The 23,313-nt window shown below is 56.0% G+C and carries 14 protein-coding genes; 4 read left to right on the top strand and 10 right to left on the bottom strand.

Features of this window, described 5'->3' with window-relative positions:
- Positions 1 to 5: 5 nt before the first annotated feature.
- Positions 6 to 926 carry a DUF5106 domain-containing protein gene (locus tag GFH31_RS04165; protein WP_153498169.1) on the top strand — a complete coding sequence of 307 codons (921 nt, stop codon included), beginning with the start codon at positions 6 to 8 and terminating at the stop codon, positions 924 to 926.
- Between the two features lie 55 nt (positions 927 to 981).
- Here the strand turns inward: GFH31_RS04165 and GFH31_RS04170 are convergent, their stop codons facing one another.
- Positions 982 to 2,670, bottom strand: coding sequence for a putative transporter (locus GFH31_RS04170; protein WP_101572480.1), 1,689 nt, complete (start codon positions 2,668 to 2,670; stop codon positions 982 to 984).
- Between the two features lie 394 nt (positions 2,671 to 3,064).
- On the opposite strand from GFH31_RS04170, the gene GFH31_RS04175 reads away from it, so the two are divergent.
- The gene (locus GFH31_RS04175; RefSeq protein WP_172970785.1) at positions 3,065 to 6,277 is read left to right on the top strand and encodes a glycosyl hydrolase; all 3,213 of its coding nucleotides are present in this window, start codon (positions 3,065 to 3,067) and stop codon (positions 6,275 to 6,277) included.
- An 85-nt stretch (positions 6,278 to 6,362) separates the two neighbouring features.
- A complete protein-coding gene (locus GFH31_RS04180; protein ID WP_153498167.1) occupies positions 6,363 to 7,253 on the top strand; it encodes a glycerophosphodiester phosphodiesterase family protein in 891 nt (296 codons plus the stop codon).
- Positions 7,254 to 7,351: 98 nt separating this feature from the next.
- Here the strand turns inward: GFH31_RS04180 and GFH31_RS04185 are convergent, their stop codons facing one another.
- The 5 genes from GFH31_RS04185 to GFH31_RS04205 all read right to left on the bottom strand — a co-directional run bounded on the left by GFH31_RS04185 (position 7,352) and on the right by GFH31_RS04205 (position 16,127).
- Positions 7,352 to 8,680 carry an FISUMP domain-containing protein gene (locus GFH31_RS04185; protein WP_172970784.1) on the bottom strand — a complete coding sequence of 443 codons (1,329 nt, stop codon included), beginning with the start codon at positions 8,678 to 8,680 and terminating at the stop codon, positions 7,352 to 7,354.
- A 62-nt stretch (positions 8,681 to 8,742) separates the two neighbouring features.
- Positions 8,743 to 10,455 (bottom strand): DUF6850 family outer membrane beta-barrel protein, encoded by a 1,713-nt coding sequence (locus GFH31_RS12800; RefSeq protein ID WP_172970783.1) that lies wholly within the window; start codon positions 10,453 to 10,455, stop codon positions 8,743 to 8,745.
- A gap of 26 nt (positions 10,456 to 10,481) precedes the next feature.
- Positions 10,482 to 11,846 (bottom strand): DUF4876 domain-containing protein, encoded by a 1,365-nt coding sequence (locus GFH31_RS04195; protein WP_101572470.1) that lies wholly within the window; start codon positions 11,844 to 11,846, stop codon positions 10,482 to 10,484.
- A 12-nt stretch (positions 11,847 to 11,858) separates the two neighbouring features.
- Entirely contained in the window at positions 11,859 to 14,684 is a 2,826-nt protein-coding gene (locus GFH31_RS04200) for a TonB-dependent receptor domain-containing protein (protein WP_101572468.1), read from the bottom strand.
- Positions 14,685 to 14,846: 162 nt separating this feature from the next.
- Positions 14,847 to 16,127 carry an O-acetylhomoserine aminocarboxypropyltransferase/cysteine synthase family protein gene (locus GFH31_RS04205; RefSeq protein WP_101572466.1) on the bottom strand — a complete coding sequence of 427 codons (1,281 nt, stop codon included), beginning with the start codon at positions 16,125 to 16,127 and terminating at the stop codon, positions 14,847 to 14,849.
- Positions 16,128 to 16,643: 516 nt separating this feature from the next.
- Between GFH31_RS04205 and GFH31_RS04210 the strand changes: the two genes are divergently transcribed.
- Positions 16,644 to 17,609 (top strand): Dyp-type peroxidase, encoded by a 966-nt coding sequence (locus GFH31_RS04210; RefSeq protein ID WP_118458953.1) that lies wholly within the window; start codon positions 16,644 to 16,646, stop codon positions 17,607 to 17,609.
- Between the two features lie 199 nt (positions 17,610 to 17,808).
- Here the strand turns inward: GFH31_RS04210 and ilvC are convergent, their stop codons facing one another.
- The 4 genes from ilvC to ilvD all read right to left on the bottom strand — a co-directional run bounded on the left by ilvC (position 17,809) and on the right by ilvD (position 23,061).
- Positions 17,809 to 18,858 (bottom strand): ketol-acid reductoisomerase, encoded by a 1,050-nt coding sequence (gene ilvC / locus GFH31_RS04215; protein ID WP_055204626.1) that lies wholly within the window; start codon positions 18,856 to 18,858, stop codon positions 17,809 to 17,811.
- 35 nt (positions 18,859 to 18,893) lie between these two features.
- Complete coding sequence (gene ilvN, locus GFH31_RS04220) at positions 18,894 to 19,406, bottom strand: acetolactate synthase small subunit (protein WP_055204624.1); 513 nt, start codon at positions 19,404 to 19,406, stop codon at positions 18,894 to 18,896.
- Positions 19,407 to 19,427: 21 nt separating this feature from the next.
- On the bottom strand, positions 19,428 to 21,140 hold the full coding sequence (gene ilvB, locus GFH31_RS04225) for a biosynthetic-type acetolactate synthase large subunit (RefSeq protein WP_055205132.1): 1,713 nt from the start codon (positions 21,138 to 21,140) through the stop codon (positions 19,428 to 19,430).
- 106 nt (positions 21,141 to 21,246) lie between these two features.
- The gene (gene ilvD, locus GFH31_RS04230; RefSeq protein WP_081032582.1) at positions 21,247 to 23,061 is read right to left on the bottom strand and encodes a dihydroxy-acid dehydratase; all 1,815 of its coding nucleotides are present in this window, start codon (positions 23,059 to 23,061) and stop codon (positions 21,247 to 21,249) included.
- Positions 23,062 to 23,313: the final 252 nt, after the last annotated feature.

Genomic DNA, 23,313 nt, shown 5'->3' on the forward strand with positions numbered 1-23,313 from the left:
ACGATATGGCAAAAATTTTCTGCTTACTCGCCTTGTGCTGCCTGGCAGGAGCGTGCGGCTCCGGAAACGAAAAAAAACAGGCTACGGCATCCAAAAATTTCCAAATGATCGAAGTTCCCAGTATCCTGGACAACCCGGACGACCGGGCTGCATACATCGGCAAAAATTATTGGCGGAATTTCGATTTCACGGATACCTCGCTGATCGGCAAACCGGAAATAACGGAACAGGCTTTTGCCGATTACGTCCACATCATCGAACACATGAACGCCGAAACCGCCGCCGCATCGGTCAAAACCACGCTGTCGAAAGCGGAAGCGGATACGGCGATGTACGCCCATTTTTTAGCCCTATTCGAGAAATACCTCTATGATCCGAACTCCCCGATGCGCAACGAAACGCTCTATATCACCGTTCTACGGGTTGCTATCGGCTCTCCGAAAACGTCCGAAGCGGAAAAGACACGTATGCGTTACCGCCTCGACCTGGCTCAGCGGAACCGTCCGGAAATGCCTGCGACTGATTTCACCTACACGCTGGCTTCAGGAAAGACCGGCACGCTGTACGACATCGACGCCGAATACCTGATCCTGTTCTTCAACAATCCCGGCTGCCATGCGTGCCAAGAGACGATCGACCAGATCAACGGTTCGGAAACGGTTCGTAAAATGATCGGGGACAAACGGCTGAAAGTGCTGTCGGTGTATCCGGATGAAGACATGAAAGCATGGAAAGAATACTTTCCGACGCTTCCGACGCATTGGCTGAACGGCTACGACGCTTCGCAGCAGATCAAGAACGAAGAACTGTACGACCTGCGCGCCATCCCGACCCTTTACCTGATCGACCGGAAAAAGTTCGTCATTCTGAAAGACGCTCCGTTCGGAGAAATCGAACATTACCTGACACAAAAAGCCGAAAAGTAGTTACACTTTCCGGCTCCGGATATTTTTCTTCTTCAAACCATGCCGAAAACGGCGGTCAGGACACGCATAGAATCAATAACTGGGCCGTCAGGATACGCAGGAACATAGTCAGCGGGTAAACGGTCGCATACCCCACCGACGGCATATCGTTGCCGGCCACGCCGTTCGAGTAGGCCAACGCAGGAGGATCGGTCATCGCCCCGGCAGACACGCCCATCAGCGTATAATAATTGACCTTAAGCACCTTCCGGGCAATGATCCCGACGATCAGCAACGGCAGTACCGTGATGATGAAGCCGTAACCGATCCAATGATAGCCCTCCTCGTACAGCACCGTGTGGACGAATCCTTCGCCGGCCCCCAGACCGACGCAGGCGAGAAACAGCGCGATCCCGATCTCGCGCAGCATCAGGTTGGCGCTCATCGTCGTATAGGTCACCAGCTTATAGTGCGGCCCGAAACGGCTGATCAGAATCGAAACGACCAGCGGACCTCCCGCCAGCCCCAATTTGACCGGCTGCGGAATGCCGGGAAACATGATCGGCACGCTACCGAGCACGACCCCGAGGAAAATCCCGACGAAAATCGGAATCAGATTCGGTTCGTTCAGCCGCCGCATCGAGTTGCCGAGTATTTTCGAAACGGCATTGATCGCCGACTCGCTGCCCACAACGGTCAGCCGGTCGCCCATCTGAAGCTGCAAATTATGGTTCGGGATCAGATCGACGCCGGCCCGGTTTACCCGCGTCACATTGACGCCGTAACCGCTACGCAGCCGCAGGGCGCCGATATACTGCCCGTTGAGTTTCGATTTCGTAATCATGATGCGCCGCGAAATCAACTGGTTGTCGAGACGTTCCCACTCGTCTTTGTCCATATCGAGTTTCTCACCGACGAAATCGGTAATCAATCCCATATCGTCGGTCGTGGTCACGATCAGCGCCTTATCGCCGACCGACAGCGGAGTCTGCGAACCCGCGATGTCGATACGTCCGTCCGGATGCAGTACGCGGGAAATAACGAACTGTCTGTTTATAAGTCGCTTGATCTGCAAAACGGTCTTTCCGTCCAGAAACGGATTCTTCACTTCGACCGAAATACGCACGGCTTCGTGCGCACCGCCCTGTTTGACCGTATAAGCCTTGTCTTCCTCTTCGAAACGGATCCTGAAAATCCAGCGGATGAAGATCATCGACAGGATGATCCCGAGCACGCCGAGCGGATAAGCCACAGCATACCCCATCGCGATATCCGGGGAGTCGATCCCGGTCATGTCGCTGTATGCCTGCTGAGCGGCTCCCAGACCGGGCGTATTGGTCACGGCGCCGGAAAGAATCCCGACCATCGTCGTAATCGGCAGACCGGTAATCAAATAAATCACGTAGGTAATTACGACTCCCAGCAGCACGATCCCGGTAGCCATCAGGTTCAACTGGACGCCTCCCTTCTTAAACGAGGAAAAGAAACTAGGCCCCACCTGCAGCCCGATCGAATAGACGAACAGGATCAATCCGAATTCTTTCAGGAAGTGTAACAGGTGCTCGTTGAGCTGCATCCCGAAATGGCTGAACGTGATCCCGACGAACAGAATCCACGTAACGCCGAGCCGCACCCCGGCAATCTTGATCTTGCCCAACGCAACGCCGAGCGAAATCACCACGGCGAGAATCAACACCGAATGAGCGACCCCGCCTCCCCAGAACGCATCGTTCCCGAAAAACAAATTGCGAAAAAATTCCTCCATACCGTCTGTCTGCTACGACCCGAGCATCCCTCCGCAAATTTCGAAAACGCGCCCGGAATCTGAATTTCATTTCGGGTGCGAAGTTAATTAAAATATCCGGCATTTCCCGATGCGAAAAAACAGGAAAAAACCTTTTTTTTAAAATTATTAAGAAACTTTTTCGCACCCGCCCCATCCGTACCGCCCGAAAATGCGAGGCCGCCAGATCGTCCCGCGCCTGTAAAAACACCGATAAAAATCCGGAATCCATTTCTGCGGTTGTAAAAAACATTCCGCAATGCGGAAAAATAAGACGGTTTTATCTTCCTAAAATCAATTAATTTAGTTTATTTTGTAAAAAATTAGGAAAGTTTTCTTCGGAATCGCACCCCAAAATTCAATAACTCAAATGAAAATGAAAAAATCGATTTTACCCGTATTGCTCGCTGTCGCACTTGCAACGGCTGCCTGTACGTCCAACACGAAACGACAGACGGCTACCCTGAGCGACGATTCGCTGTACACGACTTTCCGGGATCCCGGCCACGAATGGCGGGGCAAACCGTTCTGGTCGTGGAACGGACGGCTCGAAAAAGACGAACTGATCCGCCAGCTTCATATTTTCAAAGAGATGGGTATGGGAGGCGCCTTTCTGCACTCCCGCGTCGGACTGAAGACCGAATACCTCGGGCAAGAGTGGTTCGACCTGACCAACGCCGTGGCCGACGAAGCTGAAAAAATCGGCATGGAAGCGTTTCTGTACGACGAAGACCGCTGGCCTTCGGGCAGCGCCGGCGGCATGGTCACCGAGAATCCGGCCTACCGGATGAATTTCGTGACGCTCTACACGATGCCCGCCGAGGAATTCAAGTGGGACAACGATTCGATCGTCTCGGCATTCGTATGCAAGCTCGACGGGATCGACTACTCGGAACTGGAACGGCTGACCCCCGAATCCGACATGACCCGATACGCCGGGAAAACCGTCCTGAAATTCCAGCACGAAACGGAAAAATGCTCCGACGGCTACAACGGGACCACTTACCTCGACCCGATGAACCGAGAAGCCACCGACCGCTATATCTACCTGACGCACGATCAGTATGAAAAACACTGCGGCGCCCGGCTCGGCGGCAACATCCAGGGGATCTTCACCGACGAACCGCACCGCGGCGGATTGTTCACCTCGCACGAAAGCAAAACCGACGGAGTGACCAGCGGCATCCACCACATTCCGTGGACGCCGAAACTGCCGAAAGAGTACAAAAAGGCATACGGAGAAGACCTGACCGCCGAACTGCCGAAAATTTTCCTGCGCGAAAACGGCGAACGGGTCAACGATGCCAAATGGCAATACTGCGACCTGGTACAAACGCTGTTCTTGAAAAACTTCGCCCAACCGCAATACGATTGGTGTACGAAACACAACATGATCTATACCGGCCATGTGCTGCACGAAAACAGTTTCTCGAACCAGGTGACCATGCAGGGTTCGCTGATGCGTTTCTACGAATACCAGCACAACCCGGGCGTCGACATGCTGACCGAGCACGACAACTCCTACTGGGTGGTCAAACAGCTCTCTTCCGCCGCCCGCCAGTTGGACAAAAAATGGCTGCTGTCGGAACTGTACGGCTGCACCGGCTGGCAGTTCAACTTTGCGAACCACAAGGCCGTCGGCGACTGGCAGGCGCTGTTCGGCATCAACGTGCGCTGTCACCACCTGTCGTGGTACACGATGGAAGGCGAGGCCAAACGGGACTACCCGGCCAGCATCTTCTACCAATCCCCCTGGTGGAAAGAATATAAGTACGTCGAAGACTACTTCTCGCGGCTGGGCGTGATGCTGAACCAGGGCGCTCCGGTATGCGATCTGCTGATCGTCAACCCGATCGAAAGCGTAACGAGCCAAGTGAGCGTCAAATCGTTCAACGGCTTGGGCGCATCGGCCCCTGAAATCGTCTCGATGGAGCAGAAATACGCAGACCTATTCCACTGGCTCGCCGGCGAACGCATCGACTTCGACTACGGCGACGAGGAGATGATGGGACGCCTCAGCAGCGTGGGTAAGGACGCCGAAGGCAATCCCGTTTTCAACGTGGGACACGCCTCCTACCGCACCGTATTGGTAGGAAACATGGAAACGATGCGCGAAACGACCCTGAAAGCGCTTCAGAAATTCGAGGAGGCCGGCGGCAAAGTGATTTTCGCCGGCGAAGCGCCTAAATTCGTCAATGCCGTAGCGTCGGAAGCCCCGGCGCAACTGGCCGCGCAAAGCATCCGGATCGATTATGCGCAAAAACCGATCGTAGAGACCGTGAAAAGCCTGATCCGCCCCATAGTACAGGTGACCGATGCGTCGGGTAACGACATGAAAAACGTCTTCGGTCAGGTGCGTCAGGACGGCGACCGCTACTACGTCGTGCTGATGAGCATGGACCGCGGCCGGAAGTTCGATTCGGTAACCGTAACGTTGCCGTTCGCCGGCGAAGTGACGCTGTGGGATTGCAAAACGGGCGACGTATGGAAACAGCCGACCGTAAGCTCCGGAGCCGAAGGATCGAAAATACTCACTTCGTTCGAACCCAACGAGGAGAAAGTTTACACGATCTCGGCCGCATCGCCGGCATTCGCCCGGCAGATGCCGGTAATTACCGAAAAATCGCGGATATCCCTGCCCGACACGTACGATTACACGCTGAACGAACCGAATATCTGCGTACTGGACGTAGCCACTTGGCAGATCGACGAACAGCCGGCGCAACCGCTGACCGAAATCATGAAAATCGATCAAGCGGTACGCAAGCATTTCGACTTGCGTCCCCGTGGCGGAGAGATGGTACAGCCCTGGTATGCGGAAAAAACGGACGGAGTCAACTACCAAAAACCGCTCGGCGTACTGAAAATGCAGTTCCCGTTCGACGTAGCGGTCATGCCTTCCGACACCCTCTTCCTGTGTCTGGAAACGCCCGACCGCTTTACCGCCGTAATCAACGGTCGGAAGCTTTCGATGGAACAATCCGCGGGCTGGTTCATCGACAACAGCATCCGTAAATTCGCCGTCCCGACAAACTACCTCCAGCAGGGCCGGAATACGGTCGAACTAATCGCTAATTTCAGCCGCAACCTCGACCTCGAAGCGCTGTACCTGATCGGCGATTTCGGCGTCGAATTGAAAGGCATTCAGCGGACGCTGACCAAACTGCCGGCCAAATTGAAAGTGGGCGATATCGCGACGCAGGGACTTCCGTTCTACTCGGGAGCCGTTTGCTACCAGATCGGCAACCTGCCGAAACCCGCCGCCGGCGAACGCATCATGCTGCAAATGCCGGGCTTCGACGGCGGTTGCATCGAACTGAACAATGACTATGCGCACCAGATCTGCGGATGGGCTCCATACCAAATGGACGTAACCCAGGTGGCCGAAAAAGGCGATGTAGCGCAATTGAACGTGGTGCTTACGCGCCGCAACACATTCGGCCCGCTGCACGCGCTGCCGGCACGTGCAGGAGCTTACGGCCCGTGGAACTGGCGTACCGAAGGCGGTTCGTTCACAATGGATCAGTACACCCTGCTGCCGGCCGGCCTGACGCAACAGCCGACGCTCGTCATCGACGACGTGAAATAGGCGAACCGGATCGAAAATACGGCAAAGGGGCGGGAGCATTCCTGCCCCTCTGCTTTCGAAAAACGAACCATCAAAAACCACGGTAATGAAACGAATAATCGGAATCATCGCATGGACGGCAACGGCTGTGTTGCTGCTCACGGCGCGCGGAGCATCCGCACAGAAAAAACGGCTGCATACCGTCCCATGCAGAAACTACGCCCAGGTCGAAGCGTACTTCCGCTATACGCCCGGATGCGGCACGATCGTCAGCGGACACCGCGGCGGCATGGCGCCGGGATACCCGGAAAACTGCATCGAAACGTTCGAAAATACGCTGAGCCATATGCCGTCGTTCTTCGAGATCGACCCGCAGATGACCCGAGACAGCGTGATCGTGCTGATGCACGACCCGACGATCGACCGCACGACGACCGGCAAAGGAAAAGTATCGGACTATACCTACGAAGAACTGCAACGGTTCAACCTCGTAGACCGCCAGGGCACGGTGACCCCGTATAAAATACCGCGCGTCAGCGACGTGATCCGTTGGAGCCGCGGTAAAACGATCCTGAACTTCGATAAAAAAGAGGTTCCCCGCGACGTGCTGATCCGGCTCGTCAACGAACTGAAAGCCAAAAACGTCATTTACACGGTACACTCGGCCGACGACGCGCGCACCTGCTACGGACTCGATCCGGACGCGCACTTCTCGGCCTGGATCGGCGACATGCGGCAATTCCGCGAATACGAAGCCACCGGGATTCCTTGGTCGCGGTTCATCGCCTACGTGGTCAGCGGTACGATGAAACCCGAACAGCGGGAACTGTACGACGCGCTGCACGCAAAGGGCGTCCGGTGCATGATCTCGGTAGCCCCGACGGTCGACCGGCTGCCGGAAGCGGAAAAACGGAAAGAGGGATACCGGACGGAGATCGCCAAAAATCCGGATATCATCGAAACCGATTATCCGCTCGAACTGATCGGACTGTACTGATCCGGAGACGCCTCGGACAAACGTCGTCCCGCTACCGAAAATAAAAACCGCCCGGATTCGCGCGAATCCGGGCGGTTTTTATTGAATACGACGGCGCGTTATTTCGCTTCGTCCTTGATGCAACGCACAGCCTGTCCGCCGAATATCGGACCGTACATTACCTGTGCACGTTGGTAAGTCGCATTATTGGTCAGCAACATGCTATACGATTGGGCCGTCGTCGCACCGGTCTTATCGTTCAGCTTGAACTGATAACCGGTCGAACCCATAAAGTACCCGAGCGAATTGTAATCGAGATCCTTAGCATTGCTGGCATATTTTCCTTCGGCCTGATCGGTCGTCTTGTTGATCGCGCCGGACAGTACGACGTCGAAACCCGCACCGTTCAGATCGGCCAGCGGGGCTCCTTTCTGCTCAGCCACATAATACTTACCGGGAGCGATTCCTTCCGCTTCGTTGCCGGCTCCCGCAAGGGCGTCCAGCTCCGCTTTGGTCGGAATATGCCACCCTTCCGGGCAAATACCCTGCTTGCCTTCCTGCTGATTCCAGTTCGAGGCGGTTATCTCGCTTACGCCGAACGCCGTAGCATAGTCGTACAGGTAACCCATTTTTTCAACGGACGCAGCGTCGGTAGCCGGTTCTCCGAGGAATCCCGGATACCAAACCCCGTTGCCGTCGGCGGGATCGGACGAAGGAGTCTTTCCGGCAGGCAGGTAGCGCAGATTCTCGGCCATCCACCAGCGGTCGTCGGCCAGCTTAACGATCTTGTAGGTAACGCCGCCGTATTCGAGCGACGGCACTCCCTGCGTAATCGTGTACGTAGCCTCCATCGCCTCCATCAACGGCGAGAATTTCGTCGATACGGTAAGCTCGTAAACGAGGGTTTCCTCGGATTCGTTCGCTCCGATCTTCAGCGTAAAGGTATGATCGCCCTTGCCGCTATCGCCCAGGTCGGCGCCTTCGAACGAACCCGCTACTCCGGTAACTTCCCATTCGGTATTACAAACCAGCTTGGCCTTGAACTCGCCGCCGTCCATCGAAGCGGTCGTATCGGCCGGAACGAATGCGATCGAAATCTTATCCTGTTTTACCGTCAGCACGGCCGTAAGCGCGCTCGAAGCGGCTTTGACCGTAATATTTCCGGTTACGTCGTCGCCGGTTTTCGGGGAAACGAAAAACGACAGCGTGGCATTGCCTTTGCCCGACTCCATATTCAGCGAACTGATATTCGAACTTTTGGAGGTCACCGTCCATGCGACGTTAGATTCCAATTCGGCCGTATAGGTACCTCCGGCGGGATCGGCGATCACTTCCGCCTCCTTGAACTTGAGCACGGGATCGACCGGATCGTCGTTCTTGTCGTCGCTACAGGCGACGAACAGCAAAGGCAGCGCAAAGGCGGCCCATAAATAGATCATTTTTTTCATAACGCATTTTTTTAGTAAAACATTCATACAATCTCTTCTACTTCTTCTATCGTTCTTTCCGCTCAGAACTGGCAACCGATCGCCAGCGCGAAAACGCTGCGGTTCCGGCCGGCTACCCAATCCAACTTACCGGCATGAACGCCACTCCATCCCAGATCCCCGTACACGGGCAGGGCGATCCGGCCCACCGGATGCGTATAGCGCACTCCGAGCGACAGTTCCCCCCGGGTCGCTGCAAGGTATTCGTATTCGTAATTTCGGTACTCCTCGTTGCCCGCCGCATAGACTCCGGGCTCCATATCCGGCACCGAAGAGGCCGTCTGCCCCTCCCCGAGCCGGCTGCCGCCGCCCGTATGGCATGCCAGCTCGACGCTGCACTTCAGCCACCCGCGTCCGACCCTGAAATTGCGGTCGGCACCGATATGCACCCGTACATTCTCGACATACTGCGAACGGGTGTACGGAAAAACCAGCGAGCCGATCCCGCTGCGATTGTAGTAGTCCGCACCGGCACGCAGGCTCATCACCGGATTGTAACGGTCGGCCTTCCAGTCGAACTCGTACTCCAGACCGGCATTGACCGCACGCTGGCGGTAAATCTGCCGACTGCCGTAGATAACGGTCTGCACCACCCCGCCGATATTTTCGCTGCGCAGGACATTTTCATTGTTCTTCAGGTTGACGTATCGGAAGTTTCCCCGGATCAGATGGACGTTCCGACGATGCGCGACACTCATTACGCCGCGGTATTCCAGTACATCCGATCCGCTGTGCGTCCAGATCGTCCCCTTCTCCCCCGTCTCGCCCTTACGGTACCGGTAGGTGAACTCGTTGAAAAAACGGAATCCCCTGCTCCGGAAAGCGATCTGTAGCGCAGCGCCCTGCTCGGAATCCTTCATCGGCAGACCCGAGATCCCCGGTTCGTTCAGATGCATACCGTTGCCCGTCCACAGACCCTTCTCGCCGAACCACACGCCTTTGTTGAAAAACATATCGTAATTCTCGCCGGTCGTCCCGATTTGCTCGCACAGCACCCGCTCGGTATTTTTGCGGTACAGGTAATTGGCCCCCAGTTCCACCGCAGCGAAACGATACACAAATCCTGCCGAAAGATTCAGATCCATCATCGTATTGCTGTGGCGCAAATCCTTGCGTTTGGCGTAGTTGTCGGCTTCATAATCGATTCTCAAGCCGCCGGTCAGTTTCTTGGTCAGCAAAAAGCCTACCCCGCCGGACAGGATATACTGCTCCCGCGTCTTCGTCCCGGGCGTAAACTCCACCAGATCGAACGGCCGGTCGCCGGGATTCAGCAGAATCGACCCGGACATATGCTGGCCCCGAAAATAGCGGTACTGCATTTTCCCGTAGAATGAAACTTTCTCGAAACGCCTGAACGACTCGGTCTTAAGCCCGAAATCATAGCTGTCGTCGGATTCCCAGTAATTGATAAAACGACCGTTCTGTTTACCGAAATAAGCCTCGGCATAAGAGACACCCGGAACCGGAACCGCGCCGTGAAGCCCCGCCGCATTGTACGACGTGAGCCACCCGTCGCTGCGCGCAATGTAATCGAAATCGTACAACGGTTTCTCCTTCCTTTCCGCCTGAACGGACGGCCTGAATTTCGGTGATTTTTCACGGCATTTCCGGGTGTCGGACACCGGACATTCCGTTCCACGCCCCCGATGCCTTTTTTGGGCGGATGCCGTAAAACCCACCGCCGTCACCGCCAGCGTCACCGATAAAACCGCTATGTATCTTCGTATCCGTATCATAACTTTCATTTTTTCAAGGCGCTCCGTCACCGGACGCCCGTATGGAGCGACTGGACGCTGCGCTCGTGGAAATCCTGCGTCGAATTGTTGGTATCCTGATAAACGACCCTACCGCCCGCCTTCAGCGTAGCCTCGGCGTCGATCCCGCTCGGATCGTTCCCGTAGGCGTACCCGTACACCACCGGATTGCCCTCGATCGCGAGCGTGGCCTCGGCATCGACGTTGCGGTACAGGGTCCGCCCGAGGAAATTCTCAGTCAGCGTTACGTAACCGGCGTCGATCGCAGGCGCCAGCCGTTTCGCATTTCCGGTCGAGCTGCCCGAAAAGACCTCCATGCCGTCCATGATCCATTCGTTCGGCACTTTGATGCAGCGGGTTCCCGGATAACCGGGCTTCAACACCTCGTTGGCCGCGTCGTTCATATACTCTCTGGCGGTGCCGGCTTCTGCGGGCACCTTGAAAAACAGCGTCGTCGGCGAATCGACCGAAATCGTATAAGCCTTCGCCGTTCCGGTCTTCCGAAGCACCTGCATGTAACGGTCAGTGCGCACTTTATCCCCCGGAGTGGGATGGTAAGTCGTGTTGGTATAGTACGTATTGTCGTAGCAGACGAAACAATCCGCACGGTTCAGATCGACCGACAGCGGATACTGCAACGTATGGTCTATCGCCCCGTTGATGCACATTACGGCCTGGCCGCCAGGTTCGAGCGGATAATCCGTACCGCCGCCCGGAAAACCCCACACGCACTCCACCAGCGGCACGTAATCCCGGAACGATTTCTCCCCGGTCTCGGGATCGGCAATCAGCCAGACGTTCGTTCCGTACGCATTGTAAGGATCGACCGTTCCGAAACAGATATTGTCGAGGTAGGCGACCTTTTCGGAATTGTTGTACAGGATCACGTACTTATCGCTCTGATAAGTACCTTCCAGCGGATCTTTCTTACAGCCGCCGCAGTAGACCTCCTTGATGACGATTTGACTGGTTTTGGAAGCCACCAGCGGGATATTCACCGGCTGCGAAAGGTCGCTGGCCGCAGAGACGATCATCTGATCGCGCGCGCCGTTGAAATAGATGACCGCATCCTGCTCCGACACCCGGTCGCGCGCGCTGACCCGGTAAATTCCGAAAGCCACTTCGAACCGGGCCATATCGTCGTTGCCGGCCGAAGCCGTATAAACCGTGCCCCTGTCCACGTCCTCCAGAGTCACCCGCGCGCTCCCGCCCTCCCGGTCGGGATGACCTTCGGGGTACACCAGCCGCACGGTGAGCTCCCGAGTCGTCCCCTCGTACGGATTATCCTTCCCGTCGAGCAAGTCGTTGCACGAACACAACACGACAGCGACCATGCCCAATACGATTCCCGCGATATATTTATACTTTTTCATACTCCTTTTCCGCTAAAATTTTAACCGCAAGGTCAGTCCGTAATAAAAATCGGGAGTCAGGATCACCTTCACCCCGCTCGCATACGAAGCCAGGTACTTGCGGGCATTGGTAAAGTTGTTGGCGTAGAACGAAACCGACGCCACGTTACCGATCTCCTTGGTAATGCTCAGATTGGCTGAAAAATAAGGATCGTACCCGTCCTGTTTCAACTGGAATGAGTTCCCGTTGATTATCAACCCCTTGAGCACGGGATCGTTTGCGGCGGCATCGTCGTAATTGTAGACGTTTCCTTCCAGATCCATATAGTAAAGCGGCCTCAGCGCCGTATAGCTCTCGCCCTCCTGCTCCACCTGGTAGGCCAGTTGTTTACCGTGATAGGACGAGATGTTCCGCGAGCGCGAAACCAGCGACGCCTCCAGGCGCAACGAGATGACCATCCGGATCGACGGAATGTGCGTAATGGCGGTCAGGTTCGCATCGAGACGCTTCGTCTGCCGGCCGTTGTAGGTGGCGGTCGTCGAACCGCCGTTGTCGGCATAAATCCCCACGTACTCGAACGAACGACCCGGAATCGACGAATGCGACTGGTTTTCCTTGTAAATGTAGGAAAACCCTTCGTTGACGTACTTCACGTTCGTATAAGCGGCATCGAAACGGAACTGTGTCCGGATCGACGGAATCTGCGGGAAATCGACCGTCACTTCCAAACCTTTCCGGTCGACCGGCGAACTGTTGTCCTGATAGATGTTCTTCACGAAAGTCTTGTCCATCACCTTGGTATCCATCGGCGTGTAACCGGCCGACGGATCGTCCTTGTCGCCCACGAGGATCTGACCGGTGCGGTTATCCACGACGATGTCGGGATTGGCCGGCATTTTATAACCGCCCGGCACTTGACTGATGCGGTATTCGAACGGCGAATAGGTCGTATTGAGGCGATAAGGATACTTGGTTTTATTGAAATAACCGGCCACCGATATCCGGGTGCCGTCGAGGGTCAGATCCACCCCGACCTCGATATTCCGGTTACGCATCCACCGCAGGTTGTCGTTGTAGGCGATCGAATAGGGCGTCGTATGGTAGACATACACGCTGCGGTTGTCGGCGTACGAAGCCCCGAACACCTGGATATCGCGGTACAGCGGATCGGGGTAAAGGATATTGAACGACGGCAGTTTCTCGGTGATTCCCCATCCGCCCCGTACGTTCAACTGGTTCAGAAAATATTTCCGTTCGCGATTGATCAGCGTATATTTCACATTGAATCGCGGCGACAGGCTCTGCGCCTTGTCGTACTGCATGTTCTTGATCAGGGTCTTCTCGCCGCGGACGCCGGCCATCACCCCGAGCGAAGTCTGACCGAGCTGCAGCGTCAGGTTGTCTTCGAGGTAGACCGCCAGGTTATGCATATACGGAATGTCCGTATACGGCCGGGGACGGAAACCGTTCGGCTGCAACTGCGGATTTTCATAATACTCGCCCTGACCGACATTGCCGTTCGCGCTCCAGGTGACGCCGGCTTTCACCCGGTTCAGCAGCCGGTCGAAACGGCGCGACCAGTTCGCCTTCAGCGAGACCCCGTAATCCAGCTCTTTCGAGTCGATGAACTGTGTGTTCACGTAATTGACAGGCAGTTGATTGGCGACGAAATAACCTTCGGTCGTCGCATTCACGGCCGGCTGTTCCGACGCGGTATGTACCGGCAAGTGGTATTTCGACAGCATGTCGGCATAATTCACCGAGGCCGTTACCGCCACGTTCGTAATCCAGGATTTGTTCAGCAGCCAGTCGAGCGAAGTATTGAACCGCAACGCATTGTCGTGCGCCTTTTTCCACTCGCCGGTCTGCGCGTCCGGGTCGTCCTTGGTATTCATGCCGCCGAGATTGCCCGTCAGGCCGACCGAAAAGTTCAGCGGCGTGCTTCCCCGCCTGAAAACGCGCGCATAATTCAGCGCGATTCCGTTCCGCTGGTAAGTCGTGTACGGCGAAACCGGGTTGTCGATCGCGCGCGTATGCTCCAGCGCGACATTCAGCGAACCGAGATCCCTCCCCAGGTCGAAACCTTTGCTCAGCGAAAACTGCTTGGTTTTGGGGTTCGTCGTAAAAGTCGCCGTATAAGGCGTTTTGCCCTTGCGCGTCTTTACCTTGACGACGCCGCTCGTCAGGTCGCCGTATTCGACCGACGGAATACCCGTAATTACTTCGATGGATTCCACGTTGCTCGATGCGATATTCCGCGTGCTCGCTCCGGACAAGTCGCCGAACGAAGCGTTCGTCGACAACCGTACGCCGTCGACCTCGACCGCCGTACCGAACGAAGCGTTCCCCTGCGAGACGCCGCCGTCGCGGATCGAAAACACGTTGTCTTTCATCAGGTTCGGGTTCACGGTTTTGCCGCCCGGCAGCAGGCTCGACACGTCCGAAACGTTGACCATCTGCAAATGGTCCAGCGCCGCCTTGTCGATCACGCGCGAAGTGCTCATGCTGTTGCGGTTCTCGCGCGCGGTAACCACCACTTCGGAGAGTTTCAGGTCGGCGCAGCACAACCGGAAAACCAGATCGTCCCTATCGCCGGTCACGTTCAACTCGCTGTCCAGAGCGACGTACCCCAGGCACGAAACATTGACCGGATGCTTGCCGGCCTGCACGTTCCTGATCGAAAAATGTCCATTGTCGTCGGTAATCGCCCACAGGTTCGCGTCGACCACCGTCACGACGGCCATCGGAACCCCTTTCGACGACTTGCCGATCTGCACTCTTCCGGATATCGTATATTTTTGTGCGGAAACGCCCAGGACACTAACGCTCAGCAACAAAGCAAGTAGAAATTTTCTCATCCAGCAACCCTAATTTAATCAAGCCTCCAATCCGGACCAACTTTTGCAAAGATGAAAAATTTTGTTACAAAAGACAAAAATAAGCACCTTTTTCACACAAAAAGCGATGCAGCATTCCGCAAAATGCCACATCGCAAACCATTCGTAAAACCGGATAATCCTCTATTTCGACAAGGCCTGTTCGATATCGGCGATGATATCCTCCGCATCCTCGATGCCGACCGAAAAACGGATCAAGTCGGGCGCTACGCCGGCTTCGATCAGTTGTTCGTCGGTTAGTTGGCGGTGGGTATGGCTCGCCGGGTGCAGCACCGAAGTGCGGGCGTCGGCCACATGCGTGACGATAGCGGCCAGTTTCAGGTTGTCCATAAAACGGATCGACACGTCGCGTCCGCCTTTCAGTCCGAACGACAGCACGCCGCAGGAACCGTTCGGCAGGTATTTTTGCCCCAAATCGTAGTATTTGTCCCCTTTCAGGCCGCAGTAATTCACCCATGCCACCTGCCCGTTGCCTTTCAGGTATTCGGCTACTTTCTGCGCATTGGCACAGTGGCGCGGCATCCGCAGGTGCAGCGTTTCGAGTCCGAGGTTCAACAAAAAAGCGTTTTGAGGCGACTGGATCGAGCCCAGGTCGCGCATCAACTGCGCGGTCGCCTTGGTGATATAGGCCAACTTGCCGAAATTTTTCGTATAGGTCAGTCCGTGATACGAAGCGTCGGGACGGGTCAGTCCGGGGTATTTGTCCGCATGGGCTTCCCAATCGAAATTGCCGCTGTCGACGATCGCGCCGCCAACGCTGGTCGCATGGCCGTCCATATATTTGGTCGTCGAGTGCGTCACGATGTCGGCCCCCCACTCGATCGGGCGGCAGTTGATCGGCGTGGCGAACGTATTGTCCACGATCAGCGGTACGCCGTGACCGTGCGCGATCCGCGCGAATTTCTCGATATCCAGCACGGCTACGCCGGGATTGGATATCGTTTCGCCGAACAGCGCTTTGGTATTCGGACGGAACGCCCGGGCGATCTCCTCCTCGGAAGCGTCCTGATCGACGAACGTCACCTCGATGCCCAGTTTCGGCAACGTCACGCCGAACAAGTTATAGGTTCCGCCGTAGATCGTCGACGCGCTGACGACGTGGTCGCCGGCCGAACAGATGTTGAACACGGAATAGAACGAAGCGGCCTGGCCCGAAGAGGTCAACATGCCGGCTACGCCGCCTTCGAGCGCAGCGATCTTCGCCGCTACCGCATCGTTGGTCGGGTTCTGCAGCCGGGTATAGAAGTAGCCGCTCTCTTCCAGATCGAACAGCCGGGCCATCTGTTCGCTCGTCTCGTATTTGAACGTGGTGCTCTGATAAATCGGCAGCACGCGGGGCTCGCCTTTTTTGGGAGTCCATCCCGCCTGAACGCAAAGGGTCCCCCGATGTAGTTTTTTCTCCATTTAGCTGAATTTTAGATTTGCAAATGTAATCATTTCCGCGAAAAATCGTACGCTTCCGGCCGGATCGGAACTACAAAACCCGCCGTCCGACCGGGTACCCGAAAACGACTCGTACCGCCGGACGAACGCTTCCCGGAAAACGATACCGCATTCGGGTACATTTATGGAATTTCCGGCGGAGAAAGGCGGAAAATTACGATAAATTCCATACCTTCGATTTCCGAACCGTCCCGTCGGGAGAACGATTGAGCATCGGTTCGCACGCGATCGGTTTCGACCGGAACGCAAAAACAGCGGACGAACCGGCAATTCCCGAAAAGGCCGTCCCGTCGTCCGTAAAACGCGGCATATCAAATCGCAAAGGCCATGAATCATTCCGGAATCCGATATTGTTTTCAGCTTTGGAAAGCGAAAGAAAGCATTGTTTTTTTTGTCCTTCTTTCGTATCTTTCGATCCCCGGCGCCCTGTACGCGGCAACCGGGGCAAATGCGCGATCAACCGTTAATCCTAATGATATGAATTTAAACACGCCCCCTGCGATCGCAGGAAACATACCGCAGGACGTAACCGAAAGAGCGGGCGAGAACGCCGTCTTTATCGTGTACGGACTCAAAGAAACGCCCCGGACGGCAGACCGGATAAAAGATTTGTGCGCCAACTTCTCGGCCATGATCCGCAGCATACGCAACCGATTCCCCGACATGCAGTTCAGTTGTACGATGGGATTCGGGGCCGACGCATGGAGCCGTCTTTTCCCGGAACGGCCGAAACCGCGGGAACTCGAAACGTTCCAAGAGATCAAAGGCGCCAGGCATACGGCGGTTTCCACGCCCGGAGACCTGTTTTTCCACATCCGGGGCAGGCAGATGGGCGTTTGTTTCGAATTCGCTTCCATCATCGACGAAAAGCTGAAAGGAACCGTAGACCCCATTGACGAAGTTCACGGCTTCAGGTATCAGGACGGCAAGGCGATCATCGGATTCGTAGACGGCACCGAAAACCCGGCCGTGGACGAAAATCCGTACGAGTTCGCCGTAATCGGGGATGAAGATTCCGGATTTGCGGGAGGCAGCTACATTTTCGTGCAGAAATACCTGCACGACATGAACGCATGGAACGCCCTGCCGGTCGAGGAACAGGAAAAAACGATCGGCCGGAAAAAATTCAACGACGTGGAACTCTCCGACGAGGAGAAACCCGCCAACGCTCACAATGCCGTGACCAACATCCAGGACAGCGCAGGCAACGACCTGAAGATCGTACGGGCGAACATGCCTTTCGCCAACACCTCCAAAGGAGAATACGGCACCTATTTCATCGGTTATGCGGGAACGTTCTCCACCACGCGGCGGATGCTGGAAAACATGTTCGTCGGCGATCCGGCAGGCAATACCGACCGCCTGCTCGATTTCAGTACCGCCGTAACCGGCACGCTGTTTTTCGCACCCTCCTACGACCTGCTCGAAACGCTCGGCGAATAAATGCTACCGGCTCCGAACGGGGACGAACATCCGGAAGACGCGCACGATGCGACGCGTCTTTCGTTTTATAAACGACTCCCCTCACCCGAACAGCAAACGATCCGGCCGAATTTCAGGAGAGAAAACGCACTGTTATAAAACGACGAAGCGATCCCGCCGTCGGCGGGATCGCTTTAAAAACGAAACAGTCCGAAACGGATTATTTGTTTCTTTCCGGACGCAGGCTGCGGACAGTCGCACCGGCCTGCCACATTTCGCTTTCGCGCAGCTCTTTGAGCTCCTGGTTCAGCTTTTCGCGGTAATCCGGCTTGCTGTTCGAGTCGATCGAACGCTGCGCTTCGTTACCGGCAGCCACTTCGGCGTACAGTTTCTTGAACACCGGCAGGGTCGCGTCGCGGAACGGCTTCCACCAGTCCAGGGCGCCGCGCTGTGCGGTCGTCGAGCAGTTGGCGTACATCCAGTCCATTCCGTTTTCGCCTACCAACGGCATCAGGCTCTGGGTCAATTCCTCAACGGTTTCGTTGAAGGCTTCCGACGGCGTGTGGCCGTTTTCGCGCAACACCTGGTACTGCGCGGCGAAAATACCCTGAATAGCGCCCATCAGCGTACCGCGTTCGCCGGTCAGGTCGGAATAAACCTCGCGTTTGAAAGTCGTTTCGAACAGGTAGCCCGAACCCACGCCGATACCCAGCGCGATCACGCGTTCCATAGCGCGGCCGGTAGCATCCTGCAAAACGGCATAGCTTGAGTTCAAACCGCGACCTTCGAGGAACAAACGGCGCAGCGAAGTACCCGAACCTTTCGGAGCGATCATGATCACGTCCACGTCTTTCGGAGGAACGATACCGGTGCGATCCGAATAGGTAGCGCCGAAACCGTGCGAGAAATAGAGCGCCTTGCCGGCCGTCAGGTGCTTTTTCACGGAAGGCCATACGGCGATCTGAGCGGCGTCCGACAGCAAGTACTGAATAATGGTCGCCTTTTCGCAGGCCTCTTCGATTTCGAACAGCGTCTTTCCCGGAACCCAGCCGTCGGCAACGGCTTTGTCCCACGTCTTCGAATTTTTACGCTGGCCGACGATCACGTTGAATCCGTTATCTTTCAGATTCAGAGACTGTCCGGGGCCCTGAACGCCGTATCCGATCACTGCGATGGTTTCGTTCTTCAGCACTTCGAGCGCTTTGCTCAGGGGGAACTCTTCACGTGTGGTCACGTTCTCCACAACTCCCCCGAAATTCATTTTTGCCATGATTTTCTGTTTTTAAAAATCGATTTATAAGTTTGTTATAGTTCGTTCAATCCGTTTCCGTTCGGCTCGCGGTGCAGCACCACGCTGCCCGAACGCGTAAACTCGATCAGGATTCCCCGGCTTTCGAGCTCCGTGCGCATGTTCTCGATCTCCTCGCGCGTGCCGGTCTTCTCGACCACTACGTACGCCGGGTTCATCTCGATGATACGGGCGCTCCACTCGCGGACGATCATGTCCACCGTGCCGCTCTCCTTGAAAATCTTCGACGAAAGTTTATAGAGCGCGATCTCCTGCGTAATCAGCTCGTCATTCGAATAGTATTCCACCTGGATCACCTCGACGATGTTACGCAGTTGCTTGGCCAGTTTGTCGATAACCTCCTGCGTCGTAAAAGCCGAGATCACGAACATACTGATTCCCTTGATCGACGATTCCGATACTTTCAGACTTTCGATGTTGATCTTACGCCGCAGGTAGAGAGCCGTAATCCGGTTCAACACCCCGATCTGGTTCTCCGTAAATGCGATAACGATATATTCCTTAATCATAACTGTCAACTCCGTTAGGTTCTACTTTTTGTCAGGTTCCTTGGCGATCAGATCCGACAGCGATGCGCCGGCCGGCACCATCGGAAAAACGTTCTCCTCGGACAGCACGTCCACTTCGAGGAAATAGGCTCCCGGAGCCTTCACCAGTTCGTCGATCGCCCCTTTCAGTTCCGACAACTGCGTCACGCGACGGTTCGGAATCCCGTACGCCTCGGCAATCATCGTGAACTTCGGGTTTTCGAGGCTCGTGTACGAATAACGCTTTTCGAAGAACAACTGCTGCCATTGGCGCACCATACCGAGGTAATGGTTGTTCAGCACGATCATCTTGACGCCGATCTTGTTCTGCATGATCGTCCCAAGCTCCTGCATCGTCATCTGAAACCCGCCGTCGCCCATCATCACGACCACTTCGCGGTCGGGCACGCCGAGTTTCGCCCCCATCGCGGCGGGCAGCCCGAATCCCATCGTGCCGAGCCCTCCGGACGTAATGAAACTGCGCGTACGATTGAACTTCGAATAGCGGGCGCTGAACATCTGGTGCTGTCCCACGTCGGTTACGATCACCGCATCGGCCTTTTCGGCCTCGGCCAGCGTGCTGACCACGTCGTACATCGAAATACGGACGCCCTGCGGATCGGTGCTCGGCTTCACGACGACTTCGTATTCGCGTCGATGGTAGTCTTCCGCCATCGCAATCCATTCGGCGCGCTCCTTATACCGGATGCCCACTTTCAGCGCGTCGAACGCGTCGCCGGCGTCGGCATGGATCGGCAGTTCGACGGCCACGTTCTTGCCCAGTTCGGCCGGATCGATATCGACGTGGATGATCTTCGCATTCGGCGCATACTGCTTCACGTTACCGGTCACCCGGTCGCTGAAACGCATACCGACGGCCACGATCAGATCGCTCTGCTGCGTCATCCGGTTACCGGCGATATTGCCGTGCATCCCGAGCATACCGATGAACAGCGGATGGCTGTTCGGCACGGTCGAAATACCCATTAGCGTCTGCGCCATCGGGATTCCGGCCGCTTCGGCGAACTCCAGCAACTTGGTCTCCGCGCCGGCGAGCTTTACGCCCTGTCCAACGATCAGCAGCGGACGTTCGGCCGCATTGATCATTTCGACGGCCCGCTGGATCGCTTTCGGATCAACCTCCGGATGCGGCTTGTAGCTGCGCAAATAAATGCACGGTTTATAACTGTAATCGAACTCCTCGACCTGAGCGTTTTTCGAAATATCGATCACCACCGGCCCGGGACGTCCCGTGCGGGCGATGTAATAAGCCTTGGCGATCGCACCCGGAATTTCGGACGCTTTGGTCACTTGGAAATTCCATTTCGAAATCGGCATCGTCATGCTGATCGTATCGGCCTCCTGGAAGGCGTCCGTTCCGAGCAGAGTCGAAGGCACCTGCCCGGTAATGCAGATGATCGGCGTCGAGTCGAGCATCGCGTCGGCGATCCCGGTCACCAGGTTCGTAGCGCCCGGGCCGGACGTAGCCAGGCAAACGCCCACCTTGCCGGTGGCGCGCGCATAACCCTGCGCGGCATGTACGGCGCCCTGTTCGTGGCGCGTGAGAATGTGATTCAACCGATCGGTATGATGGTACAGATGATCGTAAATCGGGATTACCTGACCGCCCGGGTAACCGAATATCGTATCGGTTCCTTCGGCTATAAGCGACAGTAAGAGAGCCTCGGCCCCTTTTATTTTTTGTTTGTTGGACATAATGAACGTATTAAAATTCAACCATCGGAAAACAACCGCAACCGCCCGGAACGTATTCCGAAAACGATTCTGCTATTACAAGGCTGTTTCCCCGAACAACGTGTTGCTAAATGTTTTCGCGTACTCCGCCCTTGTCGGCCGATGTTACCATCGATGCGTAGGCCTTAAGGGCCCGACTGACGACTCGGTTGCGCTCCACGGGTTCGAAGCGGACAATCGCCTGCCTGCGCATATCGAGCTCCTCCGAAGTAAGTTCTACATTGATCGTTCGGTTCGGTATATCGATAAGGATCGTATCGTCGTCCTTTACCAGCGCGATGTCGCCGCCCGCTGCGGCCTCGGGTGAAACGTGCCCGATCGACAGTCCCGACGTACCGCCGGAAAAACGACCGTCCGTAATCAGCGCGCACGCCTTGCCGAGGTTCACCGACTTCAGGTACGAAGTCGGGTACAGCATCTCCTGCATACCGGGGCCCCCTTTCGGTCCTTCGTAACGGATCACCACCACGTCGCCGGCTTTCACCTTACCGCCCAGAATACCGTCGCAGGCCTCTTCCTGCGATTCGAATACGCGGGCTTTGCCCTCGAAACGCAGGATCGACTCGTCGACGCCCGCCGTTTTGACGATGCAGCCGTTGCGGGCGATGTTGCCGAACAGTACGGCCAGTCCGCCGTCCTTCAGGTACGGATGCTCCAGGTCGCGGATACATCCCTTCTCGCGGTCGGTATCGGCCGCCGGGTATCTCGTATCCTGCGAACCCAGCTTCAGGTTGAAACGTTCGCCGGGAGCGGCCAGCGCACGCGTCTTCGCCTCGTCGGCAACGTCCGGACTACGCAGGTCGTTCAGGCGGATCGCCTCGCCGAGCGTCATTCCGTCGACGCGGACGACGGCCGTATCGAGCAGCTTCCCTCGGTTCAATTCGCCGAGAATGCTCAGGATTCCGCCGGCGCGGTTGACGTCCTGAATATGGTACAGCGGCGTGTTCGGCGCAACTTTGCAGATCACCGGCACGCGGCGCGACAGCATGTCGATGTCGCTCATCGTGAAATCCACGCCGGCCTCTTGAGCAACCGCCAGCAGGTGCAGCACGGTATTCGACGACCCCCCCATCGCGATATCCATCGACATCGCGTTCAGGAAGGCCGCGCGCGTAGCGACCGACCGCGGCAATACGGCTTCGTTATCGTTGAAATAATATTCCCTGGCATTCTTGACGATCAATTTGGCCGCCTTGCGAAACAACTCCGTCCGCAGTTTATGCGTGGCTAACACCGTTCCGTTACCGGGCAGCGAGAGTCCCAGCGCCTCGGTCAGACAGTTCATCGAGTTGGCGGTAAACATACCGGAGCACGAACCGCAAGTCGGACAAGCGGCGCGTTCGAGTTTCGACAAATCGTCGTCCGAAAAATCCTTGTCGGCTCCCTTGACCATCACGTCGATCAGGTCGTAAGCGCGGTCGCCGAGCCGTCCGGCCTCCATCGGCCCCCCCGACACGAAAACGGCCGGAATGTTCAGCCGCATCGCGGCCATCAGCATCCCCGGGGTGATCTTGTCGCAGTTCGAAATGCAGATCATCGCGTCCACCTTGTGCGCGTTGCACATATATTCGACGCTATCGGCGATCAGGTCGCGCGACGGCAGCGAATAGAGCATCCCGTCGTGTCCCATCGCAATCCCGTCGTCGATGGCGATCGTATTGAACTCGGCGGCGAAACAGCCCTCTTCGGCGATCCACTCTTTGATTTGCTGTCCGATTTCATGCAGATGCACGTGCCCGGGGACGAACTGAGTGAACGAGTTGACGACGGCGATCACCGGCTGTCCGAACTGTTCTTCCTTCATTCCGTTTGCTCTCCAGAGACTTCTGGCTCCCGCCATTTTCCGTCCCGTGGTACAGACACTGCTTCTGAGATTTTTCATAACTTTCGTTTTCTTGTTTCTTCCCTAATGTACTGCGGCAAAATAAGCGAAAGAATCCTGTTTCCGGTCTTCGTTCCGCGCGCCGCCTATGATGCTCAAACCGGCATAACGCCGATCATATCGTTATCATCCAACCGGTTAACAGACATCCGGGCACTATAACAAACCGGTTACGAAATGCCTGGGCGTCCGTTGATCGAGCAAAGGTAGAACTTTTTAAAAAACAATAAAAATTATTACCCGCTTTTTTGA

It is taken from the genome of Alistipes sp. dk3624 (genome assembly GCF_009557455.1).
Lineage (GTDB): Bacteria > Bacteroidota > Bacteroidia > Bacteroidales > Rikenellaceae > Alistipes_A > Alistipes_A hominis.